The organism is Hyphococcus aureus, from assembly GCF_042643165.1.
Taxonomy (GTDB): Bacteria; Pseudomonadota; Alphaproteobacteria; order Caulobacterales; family Parvularculaceae; genus Hyphococcus; species Hyphococcus aureus.
On record NZ_JBHRSH010000001.1, the window covers coordinates 331,778 to 349,946 of the forward strand.

Below are 18,169 nucleotides of genomic sequence, written 5' to 3' on the forward strand. Positions count from 1 at the left end.
CGATGACGCTATTCCGTTCCTTGCTTTTCACGCCGGCTGATGACAAACGCCGTCTTGCAAAAGCCCATGAAAGAGGGGCGGACGCCCTCATTCTCGATCTCGAAGACGCCGTCTCGCCCGCCGCAAAGGATGCCGCGCGACAGCTCTTTCCGGAAGAGGCAAGACGCCTTGACGCTCTTGGCGCGCCCGTGATGGCGCGCATTAATGCAGAGATTGACGCCGCCGCCGCCGACCTTGAGGCAGTTGTCTGTGCGCCATTGCGCGCCATTGTCATTCCGAAAGTCGAATCCCGAAAACAGATTGATTCCATTCTTCCAATCCTTTCTGGCGCGGAAAAAAAAGCCGGGCTGCCGCCCGGCGAGATCGGAATTATCGCCTTGTTGGAATCACCTCGCGCGCTGTTTAATCTTCAGGACATCGCCTCGGCGCCGCGACTTGCCGGGTTGGCTTTAGGCAGTGAAGACTTCTCGCTCGCCCTTGGCGTCACGCCTTCACGCGAAGCGCTCGACCTCCCTTGCAGAATGATCGCACTTGCGGCCGCGTCAGCAGACGTCGCCGCATATGGGCTTCCTATTTCGATCGGCGAATTCAGTGATCTCGCCGCATACAAACGCGCCGCACAGGAAGCCCGAGCCTATGGCGTGACCGGCGCCTTGAGCATCCACCCCGCGCAAGTGGAGATCGTCAACGACGTGTTCGCACCCGGCGAAATGGAACTCGCGCAGGCGAAAGAGATTGTCAGCGCCTGGGAAGTCGCCACCGCAAAAGGCGCCGCTGTCATTCAGCATAAAGGCCGGATGATTGACCTTCCCGTTGTTGAACAGGCCCGGAGGCTGCTGAGCCGAGCACGCTGAACGCTGCTTTCAACTAGGGAGACGCGCTATTCGTCGCTTACAATGCGCCGAAGTTCACGGGAAATGCGATGCGCGAGCATGGGCGCAAGCTCCAGAGAAATATGCGTCAACTCGGGATCACGCACTTTACCGCTGGTGATCCCGGCGCGCGCCTGCATCAAGAAGTGGTAGATGCGCAAGCCGCTCCACAATGTGAAAAAATCGACCGACGTCTTGTCGGTTTTAAGTCCGCCCGCCTCCCGATAGGCGCGCAGAAAAGTCTCCCAATCCGTCATCTGCTCTGCCCAGCTGCGCACATACCCTAAATCCTCGGCAGGATTTCCAAGATGCGCAAACTCCCAGTCAAGAACAGCGGAAAGCGTTCCGCCCTCAACAAGGAAGTTATGGAAACCCAGATCGCCATGGACGAGAACACGCGGACCTTTCACGTCGGCAATATGCCGCCATAACCAGTCAAATGCTGCGTGAAGCGTGACATTCTCCCCTTCGAGCGACTTGACGATGCCTTCGATGGCGTCAAGCTCGGCGGAAAGCTGTTCCGCCGTGTAGGACCGTTCGATAAGGCCTTCGCAGGCCTCAAACTCCGCACAGGAAATCCGGTGGAACGCCGCCATTTGCTCCGCCGCCTGCAGGGCAAGCGCTTCGTCGCGCGGCGGATCGAAAATCCCCCCGATGCAAGCCCCACGAACTGCAGCGACAATCATAAATGGCGCACCGAGCGCATCGGAGCCTGTTTCGAGTGCAAATGGCTGCGGCGCCTTCACGCCATGGGCGTGAAGCTTCCTCAACATCTCATACTCTGAGACGACAGTCGCGCCCGTGACGGAACCCGCCCAGTCCTGCCGGATGATAAGATCGTCAGGCAGATCGCGCGCGCCAGACTGGCTGACCTTGAACGTCGCTTTTGAGCGTCCGCCGGCGAGCAGTTTAGCGGCGGTCACTTTCGTGGCCGGCCCGCCTGCCTCAATGGATTTAAGATAGACCTCGATACGGGCCGGATCGGCTTCACGCGCCTGCGGCCCGGCCTTGCCTGCGATCGACGCCATCAGCTCATCGACAACGGCTTGCTCCGCATCGAGTATCGCGCCGTCATGATTGATAGACTCTTTGTCGAGGCCGCCCTCTAACGCATCAAGATGCGGCCCTGAGTCTTCAGACGGAAAAACCAGTCGCGTCGCAAGCCGTGTCATCATTAGCGACAATTGTTCAGCTCTTTCTTTCGCCGCGCCTTTGAGCTCGGGGGTGACTTCATGGTGGAGCGTATCCGCCATATTGATGAGGTACCAATAAGCAGTGTTCTCATCGATAGAGGTGATATGAGTCTTCTCGGCCACGCGAACCTCGATTATCTAGGCCGAAGCCAGAACAAGTTTTTCAATGGGGCGTTCACGGCGCGAGACCCCTCTTTCCAGCGTACCATTGTGAACGCCGAGAATCGGTCCGGTTCCGGCGCGGGCATTGTTTGACGTTGAGAAGTTGGCCATGCCGCGCATGCCTTGATAGTCAAATACTGACACCTGCTCGGTCCATACTATGCCGTTATGCGTGGTGATGAACGCGTCAATAGCGGTTAACTGCACGATCAACGGATCCTCATCATCGAAATAAAGACTGGCGACGCCGCCGCGATGAGTCAGTGCATCCCGCTCAATAAAGGTAACGACATCAACATTTTTCGCGCGCTTTACAACGCCGTTGCGGATAACAAGCCCATATGCGCCGAGCGAACCATCTTTGGCATGCCAAGTCGTAACATTAAAGGTCAGTTCAGGGCCGCAAGTGCCGGCCACCCAGCGATGGCTGAGGAAACTACCCCATTCGCGGTTGCCCCAGCTATGATCGCGGTAGCAGAAGCCTTTCACCTCGCAGCGGCGGTCGCCAAGGCGCAGCTCGCCCCAGATATTTCCCGCCGCCTCGAGATGGCCCGGCGCATAGTCATTGGTAACCGCCTGTCCTCGGCCGAAGAGATCAAACCGCGGCGTGAATATATCCGTTTCAAGGCGAGCTTCGCATTCCGGCTCATTGATGGTCCAGACGGAATGCTCACCGTCAAATGCGGCGCAATACTCTTTGCCTATGCGGAAGGCTTTTGGATCAGCGCGATCAGTTTCTTCAAACGGCTTTAAAAGATATTGTGAATAGCGGTCTCCGGCGCGGGTCTGCACAGACGCCCAGGCGCAGGAAACGCCTTCGCCATAGTTGGCTTTCGGCTCATGGCCAAAGCGCAGAAACCCACCGACGCCTTCGTTGTCGTCCCACCAGACCAGCACGACGCTTTCCTGCCAGTTCGGCTCGGGACCGATGGGATGCTGGCCTTCATCAGCTTCGGAAAAATCGTGCTCCATTCTCGCCGCCATTATATTCCCTACCCACAACTCTTATAATTTTTGTGCGCCAGGAAGTTATACTAAACAGTATAATTCGTCAATCGAAGCCCTCTCGGCTAGATCAGATAGGAGTCCGTGGTCGGAATCTATGGAAACCGAAAATTGAGCGGTTAACAGCCTGCACTGACCCAACTCACTTCTATAGCTAGACACCAAGAGCAATATTAGCAGTGATACTCACAACCGCGGTTTATGGGTGTTTCACGAATTGCGGGAAGTCCGGATAATCCTGAGGCTGTGTGAAAACGGGCAAATCAGATTAGCGTTTTGACGTCTCTTTGGGAGGTCAAAATGCGCCGATTTGTTGAAGGAGAAGATCGTTGCCAGCAAGCTTTGTTACCGGCCAGCCTTGAAGATTACATCGACGAAGAAAATACTGTTCGTGTGATTGACGCCTTCATTGATCATGTCGATCTTGCATCGTTGGGATTTGATCGCGTGCAGCCAAAAGCAACAGGCCGCCCTGCCTATCATCCCTCAACGCTGTTGAAGATCTACCTTTACGGCTATCTCAACGCCATTCAATCGAGCCGGCGACTGGAGCGTGAAGCAGGCCGCAATGTCGAACTGATGTGGCTGACGGGGCGTCTGGCGCCAGACTTCAAGACAATCGCCGACTTCAGAAAAGACAACGGCCCTGCGATACAGGCTGTTTGCGCGCAGTTCGTCGATTTGTGCCGGGAGCTTGGTCTTTTCGTTCGCGCTGTCGCCGCAATCGACGGCGCAAGATTCAAGGCCGTCAACGCGCGGGTGAAGAACTTCACCAAAGGCAAACTGAAACGCCGGATCGGTCAGGTTGAGGCGAGCATCGAGCATTATCTCAACGCTCTTGATAACGCGGATCGTCAGGAAATGATCGTTGCCGACGACAAAGTCGCCTCAATGCAGGAAAAACTGGCGGCGATGAAAGCGAAACTCGTGGAGCTCAAACAGAGGGAGGCGGAAGTTCTTGCCTCTCCGCAGCAACAAATATCTCAGACTGATCCGGATGCTAGGTCCATGGCGACAAGCCACGATATCGGCATGGTTGGGTATAATGTGCAGTCTGCCGTTGATACCGAAAATCATTTGATCGTTAGCCACGAAGTGACGAACATCGTCTCGGACAAAGTGCAACTCTCAACACAGGCGGCAAAAGCAAAGACCGCCATGGGCCGGCAAAAGCTCGATGTCTATGCTGATCGAGGATATTTTAGCGGCGCTGAGATCGTGGCCTGCAAAGCCAACGGCGTCACGGTCTATGCGCCCAAGCCGCTTACATCCGGCTCACGAGCTGCCGGCCGGTTTGGCAAGGATGAATTTGTCTATCACCCTTCAGAAAATGTCTATCAATGCCCGGCGGGCGAAAAACTTACTTATCGTTTTGAGAATGTAGAACGTGGCCAGACACTTCACTCTTATTGGACGACCAAGTGCGAATCCTGTCATCTCAAGCCGCGCTGCACGACTGGCGACATGCGCCGCATCAAGCGCTGGGAACATGAAGGCGTAATCGACGCCATGCTTGATCAGCTGAACAAAAGTGATGCGATGACCATCCGAAGACGGACAGTAGAACACCCATTCGGCACGATAAAAGCCTGGATGGGCGCTACACACTTCCTGATGAAGGGCCTCAAAAACGTCCAAACCGAGATGAGCCTCTGCGTCCTCACCTACAATCTAAAGCGAATGATTGCGATCATGGGCGTCAAACCGCTGATAGCCGCCATCAAGGCGGCATAAAATCGTCACGCCCAACTCAACATAAAAAATTCGACGATCTCGACGGAACCGTTTTTACACGGCCTCTCCTCTTTGCGGACATAAGCATATATGCTCGAAGATTTCTGCAGATAAGCAATTCAGTTAAGACGCTCAGAGTGGGCAACTGCAACAATTGTTAGCGAGAATTTTTCGGCACTCATCGTTACCACTTTTGCTCATATAGCTTCGGGACATTCTTATTTATGTAATAACTCAAGCCCTCGCCCTGATCTGCCAGCTTTTTCATGCAATCAACATTGTGAGCACCAGCACTAGCGTATGTGTATTTATAATGCCTCTGGGCGCCTCTTTCGAACTCGATCAATATCAAGTCTGCGCCGTATTCGTAGCTCAGAATTCCAGAGTCGCCGTCGACATCTTTATATATCGGCATTGTCATACTCCTTATCGAATAAATCTAGCGTCAACTCACACGAAATCCGACGTATCGATTCACCAATATGCATACACGGATGTTTAATTCTTGTGAGACCGGGCATACCCTCGAAATGCGCCCAACCGCCGTTTGGCATATGAACACTGATGATTTCCGATCCACAACTTGGACAAGCATGTCGATAGCAGTTCCTGTTAGTACTGATGTTACCGTCCATTAGAACCCAACATTCTCGAACAACCGTAGTTTTACCATTGCTCAAGCGCCGAGTGTGTGACCGCCTTTTGCTAAGTCGAGCCGCCATCAAATCAAGCCTCTTTCTTCAACGGAACTACCGGCCAAACCTTTGCGAACATAGAACCCGTTTGGAATAGCTTCCTGGACCAGTGGGACGTGTGAAATCAGGCCGACGGCCCGGGATTGTTTGACGAGGCTGTTTAGGACGTGAAGGACCTGATCGAGGGTGCCTGAACCGTTCTCGGTGTCGAGGCTTCCGAAACCTTCATCGATGAAGATCGTATCGAGGCGAACTTTCCCGCTGGCCGATTCAACAACATCTGCGAGCCCCAGGGCGAGCGCTAGCGCCGCGATGAAGGTCTCACCGCCAGACAGCGTGTCCGTTCCTCTCGACTTGCCAGTATGTGCGTCAGAGACCTGGATGCCGAGGCCGCGACTGCCACGACCGCCTTCAATGTCACGCTCCAATTGATATCGGGAGGAGGTCATCGGACCGAGCCGGAGATTAGCCGCTTCGAGCACGCGATCGAACATGGCGCCAATCGCATAGGTCTCCAGTTTGAGGTTAAGCGGATTGTCACCATTCGCAAGAGCCGCGATTTTGCGGAGGGGGCCGGACTCAGCTTCTGCTTCATTCAGTTTGTGCATCGTCTCTTCGAGGCTTTTACTCAGCTTCTCCAGCTGTTCAACGCGATTGCTGGCAGTAACCCGCGCTTCCGTCACTTTGTTCAGGGCGGCTGCGGCGGCTGCTTGCGCTTCCTGCAAAACGGGAAGATTCGGACGCGTCAGATCGCCTATCGCTGAGGCTGCAGCTTTTGCTGCACCCTGCGCCTCGTTCAGCTGGGTCTCGAAAGTCCTGACCAACTCACGGTCTGAATCAATCGTCGCGATGGCGGGTTTGAGAGTTTGATAAAGTTCTTCCGTTAACCCTTGCTCAGAAAGACGCGTGCGGAACGCCGACTCGGCCTTGTCGAAGCGGGCTTTGCAGGCTGCAGTTGACTCCTCAGCCCCCTTGAATGTGGCAACAGCGGAGAGGGCGGCTTCACGCGCCTCCCTCACCAGTGTATCCGTTTTATCTTTCGCTTCGACCAGCGCGTTGAGCGTGCGGGAGGTCTCTTCCAGGGCTGATGCGAGTGCGTTCTGTGTTCGGAGTGACTCTGGGACTGCCTCTAGTTTTCCATCGCGGATGGCTTTGGCTTCGGTCGCGGCGTTACGGCATTTCTCCGCTTTAGTGCGGAGACGCTCGGTTTCTGACTCCAGATCGGTAATCTGCTTGTCGAGTGCCTCGATGGCCGCCTCGGCTTCCTCAAGATTCACGGAGGGGCCAAGCGCATTGATGTCAGCTTCGGTTTGGCGAACTTTCTCGAGAATCGCCACAGGCGTATCTGTTGGCTGTTCCAGCGGCGAGAGGCTTTCCTCACGAGCCTCAAGCGTGGCTTTCTGCCCGGCGAGTTTTTCACGGACTTGACGGGCAGCCCGTTCAGCCTTTTCAAGCCACTCGCGGGCTTCACGGAAGGCCTGATCGCGGCCGGCATTCTCGATATCACCCGTCGCAGGGCTCGGATGGTCGATCGATCCGCATACAGGACAGGGCTGGTCGTCTTCCAGCTTGGTTGCCAGATGCAGCGCTTGAGCCGCGGCAAGGGCTTGTTCCGCCGTCACATAGGCGGCGCGTGCCTTGGCTTCATGCTGTAGCGCCTCCGCTGACGCTTCGCTTTCCTTTTCAAGCGCCGCTTTCGCCGATGCGACCGCAGACTCAGCTTTCCCGTAGTCCTCAGCGGCTTTCTTCTGGGCCAGGAGATCCGTGTGTATTCTCGTCAGGTCACCGCGCTTGCCTTCGGTGTTGCGGGCGGTCTTGAGCGCAGTGGCTTGATCGTCACGAGACTTGCGGAGATTTTGGAGTTGTTCTTTGCTTTTCTCGAATGCCACATAAGACGTTCGCTGAGCCTGAAGCGCCGCTTCCACAGCCTCGGCGCTGGCCGATGCAGCTTGAAGAACCGCAGCATATCGCTCGAGATCATCCTTGTGTTTCCGCGCAGCCTCTACTTCAGGCGCTCTTTCTTGTTCTTTTGTGAGGGCCTCAGTCGCGTCTTTGACTTTTTGTCGGGCTTGGCTCTCCGCCTCTGTGGCGTCAGCAAGTTTTCTATCCGCTTCCTGCACGTCTTTCCGCGCTGCGGTGAGCTGGGCTTCAACATCCACAATAAGCCGGGCGTGCTCCGCCTGCTTCATTTGGGTTGCCATGGCGGCGATTTCCGCCTTACGGCTTGTCAGAGTGGTGAGCTTCGCCTGCGCCTGTTCCGATGCAACGAACTTGACCTCGATCGCTTCGGCAGACCGAAATTCAACCTCGGCTACCTGCACTTGTTTCTTTGCTTCAGCCTCGACTACTGACCGTTCCAAAACGGTCGCTTCGGCGTCCTTTATGCCCTCGAACAAAGCGTCCGTGCTCTCGAACCCTTCGGCTTTGAGGCGCCCGGCGCAGACCGCCCGTTCTTCGCGTACTTCCCGCTCCGCCTCAGCGGCCTTCTCTTTCAGGTCAGCCATCAAGGCCTGATAGAGCGAGACGTCAAACAGATCCCGCAGGATCGTCACACGTTCATTGGTCTTGGCGGACAGGAATTTCTCAAAGCGGCCTTGCGGCAGGAGAACGATTTGCCGGAACTGTTCAGCGCCATAGCCAAGAAGCTCCGAAACGGCAGCATCAACATCGCGGACTTTTTTCTCCGCTATGATCTTGCCGCGCTTCTCACCAGTGATCTCATCGAGGGAGAGGCCCGTCGCCTCAAACAGATGAGCTTCATGCGAGCTCTTGGTTTCACCTTCGCCGCGCTGTTTCGGGCGCATCTGATCCGGCTGGCGAACAACAACGAAACGCCGGTCGCCTACATCAAAAACGAACTCAACCTCGGTCGCGAGTTCAGCGGCTGCATGATCGGAGCGAAGAGAGGTGCGATCTTGTTCGGACTTTGACGCCTCGCCGAAAAGCGCGAAAGTCATCCCACTGAAGATGGTCGACTTGCCCGAGCCGGTTTGTCCGTAGATGCCGAACAGACCCGCATCAACGGCGCTGCGGAAATCGATGACCTCCCGGTTCGCATAGGGACCGAAAGCCTGGAGCGTGAGTCGGACGGGTCTCATTCCGCATCCTCCTTCTGCCGCAAGCGCGCGAGAGAGGATGCCACTAAGTCCTGTTCTACCTCCGTGATGCCTTCGAGGCCGACTTCGCTGAGGAAATTCCAAACCACGTCCGCTGGCTCGGCAGCGGTGATAGCCTGTCCGTCTGCGGACTTGACCTCTAGCGGGCGCTCATTGCGAACATAGACCAGCTCGCAGGCGTTCGGGAAAACTTCCCGTAGGCGCTTCATGCCGTCGATGACCGGTGCGTCATCTGTCAGCTCGGCCTTTATGAAATCGCCCGATGGATCAGAGTGCAGCAGCTCAGCATGCCTGCCGCGTAGAACGCGGGCGCGCCTGACAGGCGTGATCGGAAGGGTTTCGATTGTAACCTCACCCGCTGCATCCATCTCGATCAGGCTCATCGATTTCTCCGAGTCGGCTTCGTCGAAACCGAAAGCGAGAGGCGAGCCGGAATAACGAATATGGTCAGCACCGACCGACTGGGGCCGGTGCAGGTGTCCGAGCGCCACATAGTGCGCCCTGTCAAAAGCTGAGGTTCTCACAGTCTCTATGCCGCCAACCCGCGTCAGAGAACGCTCGCTTTCGCTCACAGAACCACCCGTAACGAAGGCGTGCGCGACGATGATCCACCGTGCGCCCTCAGGAATCTTGGCGCTCGCGGCTGCGACTTGCGCTACCAGCACATCTTCGGGCGTATCAATGGCCTCGTTCTCAAAGCACTCGCGCGCCGCATACTCGTAAGCGAAGGGCAGCGCCGAGATCGCAACCAGGCCATGCTGGTCCGAGAGCAGAAGCGGTGTTTCCTCCGAACTGATCGCACCGCGAATGAGCCATCGTGAGCGATCTGCCGCAATGGCTGACAGGTCTATGCGGTCCCCTGAGTCATGATTGCCCGCGATCAAAGCAACCGCGGCGTTTGTCTCTGTTTTCACTCGCTGAAGAAACCCGTTGAACTGCCTCACTGAGCTTTGCGGAGGCGACGCTCTGTCGAAGACATCGCCGGCGATGATGAGCGCGTCGACGCCGTTCGCCTTAACCGCCTCGACAATCTGGTCGAGCACCGCTGCGTGATCCTCCTCAAGGGAAATCCCGTTGAACTGACGACCGAGATGCAGGTCCGAGGTGTGCAACAGCTTCATGGCTTGCCCCATATAGTTTTTACACGTATACTTTTTAGATATATAAGCCAACAAGAGTCAAGATAGGAAATCGGATGACGCTCGACGACCTGAAGCATGCCCAGCGACAACGCCTTTTGTTTCTCGACCGGTGCTTCACTTGGCGGGGCGTTGCCAGGCGACGTGATCTCACTGACCGGTTTGGAATTTCGACAGCGCAAGCCGCTAATGATTTTCGGACCTATTTGAAGCTGATCGGGCAGAATGCACCGAGGTATGACGCTCGTCTCAAGGCCTACGTAGCGTCGATAGACCACGAAGTGATCACGACTTCAACAATGCAAAATGTGTTCGGCGTTTTAGATACGAACGATAGAATGCAACCGCCTGCAGAACTGCCGAAGGCAAAACGATGGCTGGACCCGCGCGTCGCAACAGCGATCTACGACGCAGTCTCGAATGAGCGGAAAATCAAGATTCGCTACACGTCAATGACGTCAGGTGAAACGGCCCCTCAATGGATTGCGCCGACGCGCTTTACCTTTGATGGAGAAAGCATCCATTTTAGAGCTTACAGCTTCAAGCGAGGGGAGTACCGGAATTTTCACCCAGCCCGGATCGAACCGGAGGGAAAATATGAATCGGTTGAGATCGAAGAACCTCTCCCTTTCGATAAGGAATGGAATACGCTGAGCATTATCTGGCTGCGACCAAGCGCGAAGCTCAGCGCTGCGCAGGCGGCTGTTGTACGAAGAGAGTTCGGATTTAGTGATGATATGCTGAAGATCGAAGTGCGTCAGGCGCTGGAGTTCTATTTCGATCGCCGATGGGGATTGAATGAACCCGAAGGTCGCTTGGAGCGCGCAAAAACCGATCGTGTACCGATCGCCAAAGACTAATCCGTGTATCGTTTGTACGCTTTTGGATACGCGACTACCAATTTGTGATGAACAGAAGCATGTCTGGTTTTGCGCGCAGAGCAGACGTCCCAATTTTCGGCAGCTAAGCCACTTTTTAGATCGGGAAGGAGATTTAAACTCGAGTCCCCGTCACCTGCCGCGCTCCGAATTGGATAAGAGGTCACGCAAAGGCCGCCGCCACGTTCGGCACACGATATTTCGCATACTTATCCCGGCTAGCTTCCTTCGGGGACGGTGTGAGCACGTATTTCCCGCGCTTAAGGTTGGCGATGTTTTCGAGTTCGTCCATCGGAATGATCCAGGCGGCCGCGATCGCCCGGTCGTCCATAAGCACACAGAGCAGCTTCGCTGACGGGTCCGCACGCCAGGTTGTGGATCTTACATTGAACTCAACAGTCCCGCCGGCGTCGACGCCGAACCGGGCCTTGATCTGGAGCGGCGTCGCCCGGCCGGTCGCTTTATCGTAAACGAGGAGATCGAGCCCGTCGTCATCGGCGAGGGGTTTGAAGGGCGCAAGCCGACCCCCGGAGCCAATCATCAGTTCGACGGCGACGAGGCTTTCGGCGACCGCCCCGCGCTGGGTGGTCGTAAACGCGAATTCCCTGATTCCGCCATCATCGGTCATGATGCCAGCAATGCTTCCCGCGCCCTCCAAGTCAAGCGGAATGTGACTCATCGTCTGTAGATCAATCGGCTGCACACGGGGCCATCTGGATCAATGGACGTCCGCCGCCGCCTTTCCCTCAATTTACAGCGCCTGCGCCGCGAAAAGGGCTGGTCGCAGGAGGATCTCGCTGAGGAAAGCGGCCTGCACCGGACTTATATCAGCGGCATTGAGCGGTGCAAAAAGAACCCGACCATCACAGTTGTGGACCGGCTTGCGGTCGCGCTGGAGGCCCCGATGGGAGCCCTGCTCGAGGCGCCGCCGAAAAAAGCTGGCGCCAAAGCGCGCCGTACGAAATAGCTGTCAACAATTTCAGCCCGGATTTTTTGGATTCCCGCCGGAACGCCGTCGTGTCTCCTTGACCCACTCTCGGAAAACCAATGGGTTAACTGGTTAACAGCGCACGAAATAATAGGTTACAAGCGGCAAAATATGCTCTCAATAGGGAGCCTCTTTCGTTTTTAAGGAGGCAGTCATGACGCAGCATTCTTCAGGCCGGTTCGGCCATCTCAGGATTTCGTCCCTGGAAAGTCTGAACGAGCGGGTCATTCGCCGTGAGCGGATTGGTCATTGGGAACTCGCCGACGCCGTCGCTTCATATGAGGGTAGTCTTCCGCCAGCGCTGCGCGAGTACGTTGCAAACCTCGTCCGACAGGCCCCGGCAGCTAAAGGAAGACCAAAGTTAACTGAACTGGAAAAGCGCAGACGGGCAAATCTGCTGCGATATGCATACAAGGTGTGTAAGCGATATGTCCGGCGCTACGGCCCACCGGACAATCTGCCGCCCGACCCTGTTCCTGGCGAAGCGTTTTACGAAGGACGCTCGCCGTCGGAACTTGCGGCGATGATGGTCGCGAGCCATTTCCTCGGTTGTCCGACGAAATACAGAACAGTCCAGACCTACGCCTCTTCCGAAGAAATACGCTGATTTCTTCGGAATGCGCGGATCTGTGTCTCGTTCCAGGTTCCTGCTTCGCAATATGAAGAAAGGAATCCAAATCATGCGAAGGAACATCGTCAAGTTCGTCATTGGACATAACCCTTACTGTACATTCGGCTTTCCTGGTTTGACCAGGAAGCAACTTGAAGGCGGCAGAGTCGTAGATGCGGTGAGTCTTCGATTGAAACTGCGCAAAGGCGTTGTGCGGTTGAGCGTTTACGCAATTAAAACGGCGGACGGCGCTATCGTGCCAGCTGTTAATGCTGAAAATCAGCTTCCTTACCTGAAAGCGGCGCCTGAGTTCGCGGAGAGCCGTCGACTCGTCTTGGCGGAGGCGTTACAATGCAGATAGAACACCGCTCCGTTGAAGCACTGAAGCCTTACGCCAACAATCCGCGCACCCATTCGAAGAAACAGGTCCGGCAGATCGCCGAAAGCATAAAGACTTTCGGCTGGACCAATCCGATTTTGATCGACGATGAAGGCGGTGTCATCGCCGGTCACGGCCGCCTCGAAGCCGCAAAGCTTCTCGGAATGGGTGCTGTTCCCGTGATCCGCCTGTCGACAATGACGGCAGCGCAGAAACGCGCCTACATCCTCGCTGACAATAAGCTCGCTGAAAACGCCGGCTGGGATGAAGACCTTCTGCGCATCGAACTGCAGGGTCTTCTCGACATGGATCTCGACTTTTCGGTCGAAGTGACCGGGTTCGAGACTCCGGAAATCGATCTTCTCCTCGGAGAAAGTGATACGACTGCTCCGGAAGACGAAGACGTTCCGGCGCCCGAACCCGGCCCCGCCGTCTCAGAGGCTGGCGACCTGTGGCTGCTTGGCGACCATCGCCTGTTCTGCGGTGATGCCCTTGAAGCGTCATCTTATGAAGCGGTTCTGAACGGTGAAAAGGCCGCCGCAGTCTTTACCGATCCGCCTTACAACGTGCGCATTGACGGCCATGTTTGCGGCAACGGCCGCATCCGCCATGACGAGTTCGCCATGGCGTCCGGCGAAATGTCGGAATGCGAATTCACCAGCTTTTTGTCAGCGGTATTCGGCTATCTGAACCGCTTCAGCGCTGACGGCTCCATACACTTCATCTGCATGGACTGGCGTCACGGCTTTGAACTGATGAGCGCAGCGCGCGGAGCTTATGCGGAACTCAAAAACATCTGCGTCTGGAACAAAACCAATGGCGGCATGGGATCGCTTTACCGATCAAAGCACGAACTTGTGTTCGTCTACAAGAACGGAACCGAGCCGCATATCAACAACGTCGATCTCGGCCGTCACGGGCGCTATCGCACCAATGTCTGGGATTATGCCGGGGTCAACAGTTTTGGCGCGGGGCGCATGGAAGACCTCGCCGATCACCCCACCGTTAAACCTGTGGCCATGGTCGCGGATGCGATCCTGGATGTGACGCGCCGCGGCGATCTCATTCTCGATCCGTTTGGCGGATCAGGATCAACCCTGCTGGCAGCTGAAAAAACCGGTCGCCGCGCGGCGCTGATCGAGCTCGATCCGAAATATGTCGATGTCGCGATTCGCCGCTACGAAAAGGCGACAGGCCAGAGCGCAATCCACGCCCGATACGGCCATTCCTTTCATGAGGTTGCAGAAAACCGCGCCTTCGATCGTTCACTGTATAAGGAGTAAACATCATGTCGGATAAGGAAAAGCCGGAGGACTATGACGTCGGTTATAAAAGACCACCTAAGCATACGCGATTCAAGAAAGGACAGTCCGGAAACAAAAAGGGACGGCCGAAGGGTTCCAGGAACATGACGAGCATTCTCGCCGAAGTGATGGCGCAGAAGGTCATGATCAAAATAAACGGTCGGAAAAAGCTTGTTCCTTTACGGGAGGCCTGGGCGCATCAGCTCGGCGCTGCCGCCCTCAGGGGTAATGTGCGCGAACAGATCGCGTTGATGAAAGCGCTCCACGACTATGTTCCAGCGGCGCTCGAACCTGAAAACGCTCCGCCGACAAAAATAGTAGTGAACTTCGTTGATTCGAACGAAGAAATGCTGGTGGAACGGTTTAAGCGCGAGGAAGAAGAGGAGCGTGCGGTCCTAGAAAAGGAAACGAGAGAGGAAGCCGAGCTGAACGCGCGCTGGCGCGCCACCGGCATCGATGACGAGTAACGAATAGTCTCTCTGTCGATCGAAAGTTTTTCGCCATCACGGCGAGGTCAATGTTCTCAACGCGTCGCATCAGCGCCTGCACCGCCGCACCATCGGGAGGGTCGCAATCTGGTTTTGAGATTAGCGCCTGCCGCTCGAAATCAAGCTCGGCGACGGATTTATTGCAAGACACCGACACAAGGCAATGTCTCTTCCTTAGCACATTGCCGAAAACCGCTCCATTCAGACCACAAATCAACTAATAACTACTCCGTATCGAGAACAATTGACTGGACTTCGCGCCTGGGAAGAGCGTTGCTGTGCCTGCGGCGCTGGAACCGCCCGCCTCCGCCCGACCGTTATCAGACGCCGGGCTTGTTGCCGTGCAACAACGAAGGAGGCGCATATGGCGCGTAAGACATCAGTCAAGATCGCCCGAAAGAAGCAACCGGATAGCCCTGCAAAAAAGGTCAGGACGGTAAAGTCGATAAAACCCGCATCGGCGAAATCCGTCGCGAAAAAACAGAAGCCCGGGAAAGACGACGCCGGATCGAAGAAGGATATCATCCTCGACCTGCTTCGCCGGAAAGACGGCGCGAGCGTCGCGGAACTCGCCGCAGCGACCGGCTGGCAGAAACACTCGGTTCGCGGCTTCCTCTCGGGCACTGTTAAAAAGAAGCTCAGCCTGCCGCTCGACAGCGATAGGCCCGAAGGCGGGGAACGCCGTTACTTTCTGCGGGAGCGGTCATGAGGGGCGCGGCCGTATCCAGGGCAAGCGAGCGCGATATCGCCGCGCTTAACTATTTGAGCCGACCGAAGCTTGAGGCGCGCTACCGGCTGCTCACTGATGAGGCGCCGCCGCAGATGAACCGGGCGATGCTCATCACGGCTGTCGCCTACGAAACAATCCGCCAACCGCACCGACTGAGATTGCGCCATGTCGCTCGACGATGAGCTGGCGCGTATCGAGCGCATGCCAAAGGAAATGCTTAGAGAGCATTGGCGTCGCATACATCAAAAAGATCCGCCGCCGGGCTTTTCAGCCAAACTCATTCGCGGCGCATTGATGTTCGATGTTCAGGCAGCGCGATATGGGGGCCTTTCTGCAACAGCCCGCCGCAAGCTCGAACGGATCGCATCACGGCTTGACGGCGACAAGAGCGCTCCGGTTCTGGACTCGGCGCCCTTGGCGCCCGGAACGCGCCTCATCCGCGAATGGCGCGGCAAACGCCATGTGGTCGAAGTGCTGAATGAAGGCTTTGCCTATCGAGGATCGGTTTATGGAAGCCTGTCCGAGATTGCCCGTACCATCACCGGCGCGCACTGGTCAGGTCCGCGTTTCTTCGGCCTTAAGAACCGGCGAAAATCACCATGACCGGTAAGCTCATCCCATGTGCGATCTACACGCGCAAATCGACTGACGAAGGCCTCGACCAGGAGTTCAATTCGCTCGACGCGCAGCGAGAGTCCTGCGAGGCTTATATCAGGAGCCAGGCGTCTCAAGGGTGGACCATCGTCAAAGACCGCTTTGATGATGGCGGCTTCTCAGGCGGCAATATGGACCGTCCGTCGCTTAAGGATCTCATCAGACAGATTAAGGCCGGGCGGATAAAGGTGATCGTCGTCTACAAGATCGACCGGCTGACACGGTCCCTGGCCGACTTTGCCCGACTGGTGGAAGTGCTGGATGAACATGGTGCGTCATTTGTGTCGGTAACGCAGCAGTTCAATACGACCACCTCCATGGGACGGCTCACCCTGAACGTCCTGCTGTCATTCGCTCAGTTTGAACGCGAAGTGACGGGCGAGCGCATCCGTGACAAAGTCGCGGCCTCAAAGCGCCGGGGCATGTGGATGGGCGGCCACCCGCCGCTGGGCTACGACATCATGAACCGCCGGCTGGCTGCAAATGAGACTGAGGCGGCAAACGTCAGAACCGTCTTCAAAATGGCGCTGGAAGAGAAGTCTTTGGCCCGGCTGGTCGACCGGCTTCGCAAGGAAGGTCTCTCAGCTAAAAAGTGGAAGACGCAGACCGGCAAAATGATGGGCGGCGGCGCGCTCACCCGGACGACGCTAAACCGGCTGCTGCGCAGCCCGGTCTATCTCGGAAAAGTCCGGCAGGGCGGCTCACTTTATGACGGCGAGCACGAGGCGATCGTCGACGAGGCGCTTTGGACCTCCGTTCAGCACATGCTTGACGATGCGCGGCAGCTGAAACGATCCAAGACCAACGGCAAGTCGAACGCCCTCCTCTCCGGCCTGCTCCATGACGACGCCGGCAACCGTATGGTTCCAAGTCATTCACGACGCGGCAAGACTGTCTATCGCTATTATGTCAGCACGCCGCTGGTGCGCGGCTCGAAAAAACCGGTCGGCGCGGTAAGCCGCATCAACGCCTCAAGAGTGGACGGCGCCGTGATCGCCGCCCTAGAACAGGCGAAGCTGTCGTCTTCCGACACCGACGCGACAACGCTCATGCAGCACGTCAAAAAGATCACGGTTCACCGTGACGAGCTTGAAATCCAGTTGAAGGGCAGCGCTGGCGGCCCATTGCTGCTGCGCGTTCCCGCCGACCTCACCTCGGGAAAATCCGCTGATCGCCTGATCCAGACCGATAGCGCGAACCGACGCAACGAGCCGCTGATCAAAGCTGTCGCGCTTGGGGCAAGCTGGCGCTCGAAGCTGGAGAACGGCGAGCACGAGTCCGTCATCGCGCTTGCAAAGTCCGAGGGCTATTCCGAACGCTATGTCTGGAAAACGCTGCGGCTTGCCTTCCTTGCTCCTGACATCGTTGAGGCCATCCTCGACGGACGCCAGCCGGCGCATCTCACCCTGCGCAAACTGAACGACCTGCCGCTCGACGGAGACTGGGGTTCGCAGCGCCGCACGCTCGGCTTTGAGCCCCGCGCCTGAAGGGTCTCCGCCCGGTTTCCTGAACCGCTGAAAAGACGCCAGAGACTTCCGGTTCCCTGCGCACGAAATCGGCGCAGTTGCCGCGTCTCCCGTTCCCGATATCGGCGCCAGATCTCGCGCAAGCCTTTGAAGTTCGGCGGCTTCAGCGCGCGCGAAAACGGAACGGGAAATTCGATCGGAATTACTGGCGGACAGAGTGGGATTCGAACCCACGGGACGCGTAAACGCCCACACGCTTTCCAAGCGTGCGCCATCGACCACTCGGCCACCTGTCCGTTCAGAGCGCCGGACTATAGTCAAGCTTTCCCGGGGCGCAAGGCTAGGCGCCCGCATTTTTGCTGGCTTTTTGGGGACAATGCCAAAGGGCTGAGACGGGTTTGCAGTAGAGCCCCCGCCGGGCTATTCTGTCCCCAGTTAAGGTTGCGTTAACCATTTGAGGGGGCCAGCAAAATGGCGGCGTTTCGTATTCTTGCGTGGGTTTTGGTCGCTGTCGCGATCGCATTGCTGGGGGCCGATGGGGTGTCGTCCCTTGAAACCGGCGAGCCCGTGATGCGCTCCACGGAATTTGTCCTCAGCCTGATCGGCATTGACGGCGCGGCGCTCGCCGAGAACTCGCCGGGCGGCGTTTCTCAGGCCATTGGCACCATCATGAGCCTGCCGCTCTGGGGTGTCATCGGCATTGTCGGCGTCGTCATGACCCTGATCTTCCGCCCAATCGATTAAACTGTCCGGCGC

Annotated in this window: 17 protein-coding genes and 1 tRNA gene; 12 read left to right on the forward strand and 6 right to left on the reverse strand. The window is 56.7% G+C overall.

The genetic code is table 11. The annotated features are described in order from the left end of the window. The first annotated feature begins 2 nt into the window (after window positions 1-2). Window positions 3-854 carry an HpcH/HpaI aldolase/citrate lyase family protein gene (locus ACFOOP_RS01470; RefSeq protein ID WP_379879006.1) on the forward strand — a complete coding sequence of 284 codons (852 nt, stop codon included), beginning with the start codon at window positions 3-5 and terminating at the stop codon, window positions 852-854. A 26-nt stretch (window positions 855-880) separates the two neighbouring features. Here the strand turns inward: ACFOOP_RS01470 and ACFOOP_RS01475 are convergent, their stop codons facing one another. Together ACFOOP_RS01475 and ACFOOP_RS01480 are read right to left on the reverse strand one after the other, a co-directional pair. Beyond that, window positions 881-2,188: a phosphotransferase family protein gene (locus tag ACFOOP_RS01475; protein ID WP_379879008.1), complete on the reverse strand. Its 1,308-nt coding sequence runs from the start codon at window positions 2,186-2,188 to the stop codon at window positions 881-883. Between the two features lie 15 nt (window positions 2,189-2,203). Continuing rightward, window positions 2,204-3,211: a DUF7064 domain-containing protein gene (locus tag ACFOOP_RS01480; protein ID WP_379879010.1), complete on the reverse strand. Its 1,008-nt coding sequence runs from the start codon at window positions 3,209-3,211 to the stop codon at window positions 2,204-2,206. Window positions 3,212-3,532: 321 nt separating this feature from the next. On the opposite strand from ACFOOP_RS01480, the gene ACFOOP_RS01485 reads away from it, so the two are divergent. Further along, on the forward strand, window positions 3,533-4,966 hold the full coding sequence (locus tag ACFOOP_RS01485; protein ID WP_379879012.1) for an IS1182 family transposase: 1,434 nt from the start codon (window positions 3,533-3,535) through the stop codon (window positions 4,964-4,966). A gap of 721 nt (window positions 4,967-5,687) precedes the next feature. Here the strand turns inward: ACFOOP_RS01485 and ACFOOP_RS01490 are convergent. After that, complete coding sequence (locus ACFOOP_RS01490; RefSeq protein ID WP_379879014.1) at window positions 5,688-8,861, reverse strand: AAA family ATPase; 3,174 nt, start codon at window positions 8,859-8,861, stop codon at window positions 5,688-5,690. After that, window positions 8,756-9,898 carry an exonuclease SbcCD subunit D gene (locus tag ACFOOP_RS01495; protein ID WP_379879016.1) on the reverse strand — a complete coding sequence of 381 codons (1,143 nt, stop codon included), beginning with the start codon at window positions 9,896-9,898 and terminating at the stop codon, window positions 8,756-8,758. Before ACFOOP_RS01495 ends, ACFOOP_RS01490 begins: the two co-directional genes overlap by 106 nt. Before the next feature lie 74 nt (window positions 9,899-9,972). Between ACFOOP_RS01495 and ACFOOP_RS01500 the strand changes: the two genes are divergently transcribed. Next, the gene (locus tag ACFOOP_RS01500; protein WP_379879018.1) at window positions 9,973-10,776 is read left to right on the forward strand and encodes a BrxR family transcriptional regulator; all 804 of its coding nucleotides are present in this window, start codon (window positions 9,973-9,975) and stop codon (window positions 10,774-10,776) included. Between the two features lie 181 nt (window positions 10,777-10,957). Here ACFOOP_RS01500 and ACFOOP_RS01505 read toward each other — a convergent pair whose 3' ends face one another. Further along, the gene (locus ACFOOP_RS01505) at window positions 10,958-11,422 is read right to left on the reverse strand and encodes a hypothetical protein (RefSeq protein ID WP_379879020.1); all 465 of its coding nucleotides are present in this window, start codon (window positions 11,420-11,422) and stop codon (window positions 10,958-10,960) included. Window positions 11,423-11,515: 93 nt separating this feature from the next. Between ACFOOP_RS01505 and ACFOOP_RS01510 the strand changes: the two genes are divergently transcribed. The 8 genes from ACFOOP_RS01510 to ACFOOP_RS01545 all read left to right on the forward strand — a co-directional run bounded on the left by ACFOOP_RS01510 (window position 11,516) and on the right by ACFOOP_RS01545 (window position 17,434). After that, complete coding sequence (locus tag ACFOOP_RS01510; RefSeq protein WP_379879022.1) at window positions 11,516-11,761, forward strand: helix-turn-helix domain-containing protein; 246 nt, start codon at window positions 11,516-11,518, stop codon at window positions 11,759-11,761. A 175-nt stretch (window positions 11,762-11,936) separates the two neighbouring features. Next, the gene (locus ACFOOP_RS01515; protein ID WP_379879024.1) at window positions 11,937-12,389 is read left to right on the forward strand and encodes a hypothetical protein; all 453 of its coding nucleotides are present in this window, start codon (window positions 11,937-11,939) and stop codon (window positions 12,387-12,389) included. 73 nt (window positions 12,390-12,462) lie between these two features. Beyond that, window positions 12,463-12,753, forward strand: a complete 291-nt coding sequence (locus ACFOOP_RS01520; protein ID WP_379879026.1) for a hypothetical protein — start codon at window positions 12,463-12,465, stop codon at window positions 12,751-12,753. Next, the gene (locus ACFOOP_RS01525; protein WP_379879028.1) at window positions 12,744-14,054 is read left to right on the forward strand and encodes a site-specific DNA-methyltransferase; all 1,311 of its coding nucleotides are present in this window, start codon (window positions 12,744-12,746) and stop codon (window positions 14,052-14,054) included. Before ACFOOP_RS01520 ends, ACFOOP_RS01525 begins: the two co-directional genes overlap by 10 nt. Window positions 14,055-14,059: 5 nt before the next feature. Beyond that, window positions 14,060-14,542 (forward strand): DUF5681 domain-containing protein, encoded by a 483-nt coding sequence (locus ACFOOP_RS01530; protein WP_379879030.1) that lies wholly within the window; start codon window positions 14,060-14,062, stop codon window positions 14,540-14,542. 385 nt (window positions 14,543-14,927) lie between these two features. Further along, window positions 14,928-15,272, forward strand: a complete 345-nt coding sequence (locus tag ACFOOP_RS01535) for a DUF3489 domain-containing protein (protein WP_379879032.1) — start codon at window positions 14,928-14,930, stop codon at window positions 15,270-15,272. 186 nt (window positions 15,273-15,458) lie between these two features. Beyond that, window positions 15,459-15,896: a DUF2924 domain-containing protein gene (locus tag ACFOOP_RS01540; RefSeq protein WP_379879034.1), complete on the forward strand. Its 438-nt coding sequence runs from the start codon at window positions 15,459-15,461 to the stop codon at window positions 15,894-15,896. Further along, window positions 15,893-17,434 (forward strand): recombinase family protein, encoded by a 1,542-nt coding sequence (locus ACFOOP_RS01545; protein WP_379879036.1) that lies wholly within the window; start codon window positions 15,893-15,895, stop codon window positions 17,432-17,434. The genes ACFOOP_RS01540 and ACFOOP_RS01545 overlap by 4 nt, the downstream gene beginning before the upstream one ends. A gap of 185 nt (window positions 17,435-17,619) precedes the next feature. Here ACFOOP_RS01545 and ACFOOP_RS01550 read toward each other — a convergent pair. Continuing rightward, window positions 17,620-17,709, reverse strand: a tRNA-Ser gene (locus ACFOOP_RS01550). Window positions 17,710-17,884: 175 nt separating this feature from the next. Here ACFOOP_RS01550 and ACFOOP_RS01555 point away from each other — a divergent pair. Then, a complete protein-coding gene (locus tag ACFOOP_RS01555; protein ID WP_379879038.1) occupies window positions 17,885-18,157 on the forward strand; it encodes a hypothetical protein in 273 nt (90 codons plus the stop codon). The last annotated feature ends 12 nt before the right edge of the window (window positions 18,158-18,169 follow it).

Excerpts from the sequence above, each read along its gene's own strand:
- ACFOOP_RS01470 (WP_379879006.1), top strand. The coding sequence starts at position 3 with ATGACGCTATTCCGTTCCTTGCTTTTCACGCCGGCTGATGACAAACGC.
- ACFOOP_RS01480 (WP_379879010.1), bottom strand. The coding sequence starts at position 3,211 with ATGGCGGCGAGAATGGAGCACGATTTTTCCGAAGCTGATGAAGGCCAG.
- ACFOOP_RS01485 (WP_379879012.1), top strand. The coding sequence starts at position 3,533 with ATGCGCCGATTTGTTGAAGGAGAAGATCGTTGCCAGCAAGCTTTGTTA.
- ACFOOP_RS01495 (WP_379879016.1), bottom strand. The coding sequence starts at position 9,898 with ATGAAGCTGTTGCACACCTCGGACCTGCATCTCGGTCGTCAGTTCAAC.
- ACFOOP_RS01500 (WP_379879018.1), top strand. The coding sequence starts at position 9,973 with ATGACGCTCGACGACCTGAAGCATGCCCAGCGACAACGCCTTTTGTTT.
- ACFOOP_RS01505 (WP_379879020.1), bottom strand. The coding sequence starts at position 11,422 with ATGACCGATGATGGCGGAATCAGGGAATTCGCGTTTACGACCACCCAG.
- ACFOOP_RS01510 (WP_379879022.1), top strand. The coding sequence starts at position 11,516 with ATGGACGTCCGCCGCCGCCTTTCCCTCAATTTACAGCGCCTGCGCCGC.
- ACFOOP_RS01515 (WP_379879024.1), top strand. The coding sequence starts at position 11,937 with ATGACGCAGCATTCTTCAGGCCGGTTCGGCCATCTCAGGATTTCGTCC.
- ACFOOP_RS01520 (WP_379879026.1), top strand. The coding sequence starts at position 12,463 with ATGCGAAGGAACATCGTCAAGTTCGTCATTGGACATAACCCTTACTGT.
- ACFOOP_RS01525 (WP_379879028.1), top strand. The coding sequence starts at position 12,744 with ATGCAGATAGAACACCGCTCCGTTGAAGCACTGAAGCCTTACGCCAAC.
- ACFOOP_RS01530 (WP_379879030.1), top strand. The coding sequence starts at position 14,060 with ATGTCGGATAAGGAAAAGCCGGAGGACTATGACGTCGGTTATAAAAGA.
- ACFOOP_RS01535 (WP_379879032.1), top strand. The coding sequence starts at position 14,928 with ATGGCGCGTAAGACATCAGTCAAGATCGCCCGAAAGAAGCAACCGGAT.
- ACFOOP_RS01540 (WP_379879034.1), top strand. The coding sequence starts at position 15,459 with ATGTCGCTCGACGATGAGCTGGCGCGTATCGAGCGCATGCCAAAGGAA.
- ACFOOP_RS01545 (WP_379879036.1), top strand. The coding sequence starts at position 15,893 with ATGACCGGTAAGCTCATCCCATGTGCGATCTACACGCGCAAATCGACT.
- ACFOOP_RS01555 (WP_379879038.1), top strand. The coding sequence starts at position 17,885 with ATGGCGGCGTTTCGTATTCTTGCGTGGGTTTTGGTCGCTGTCGCGATC.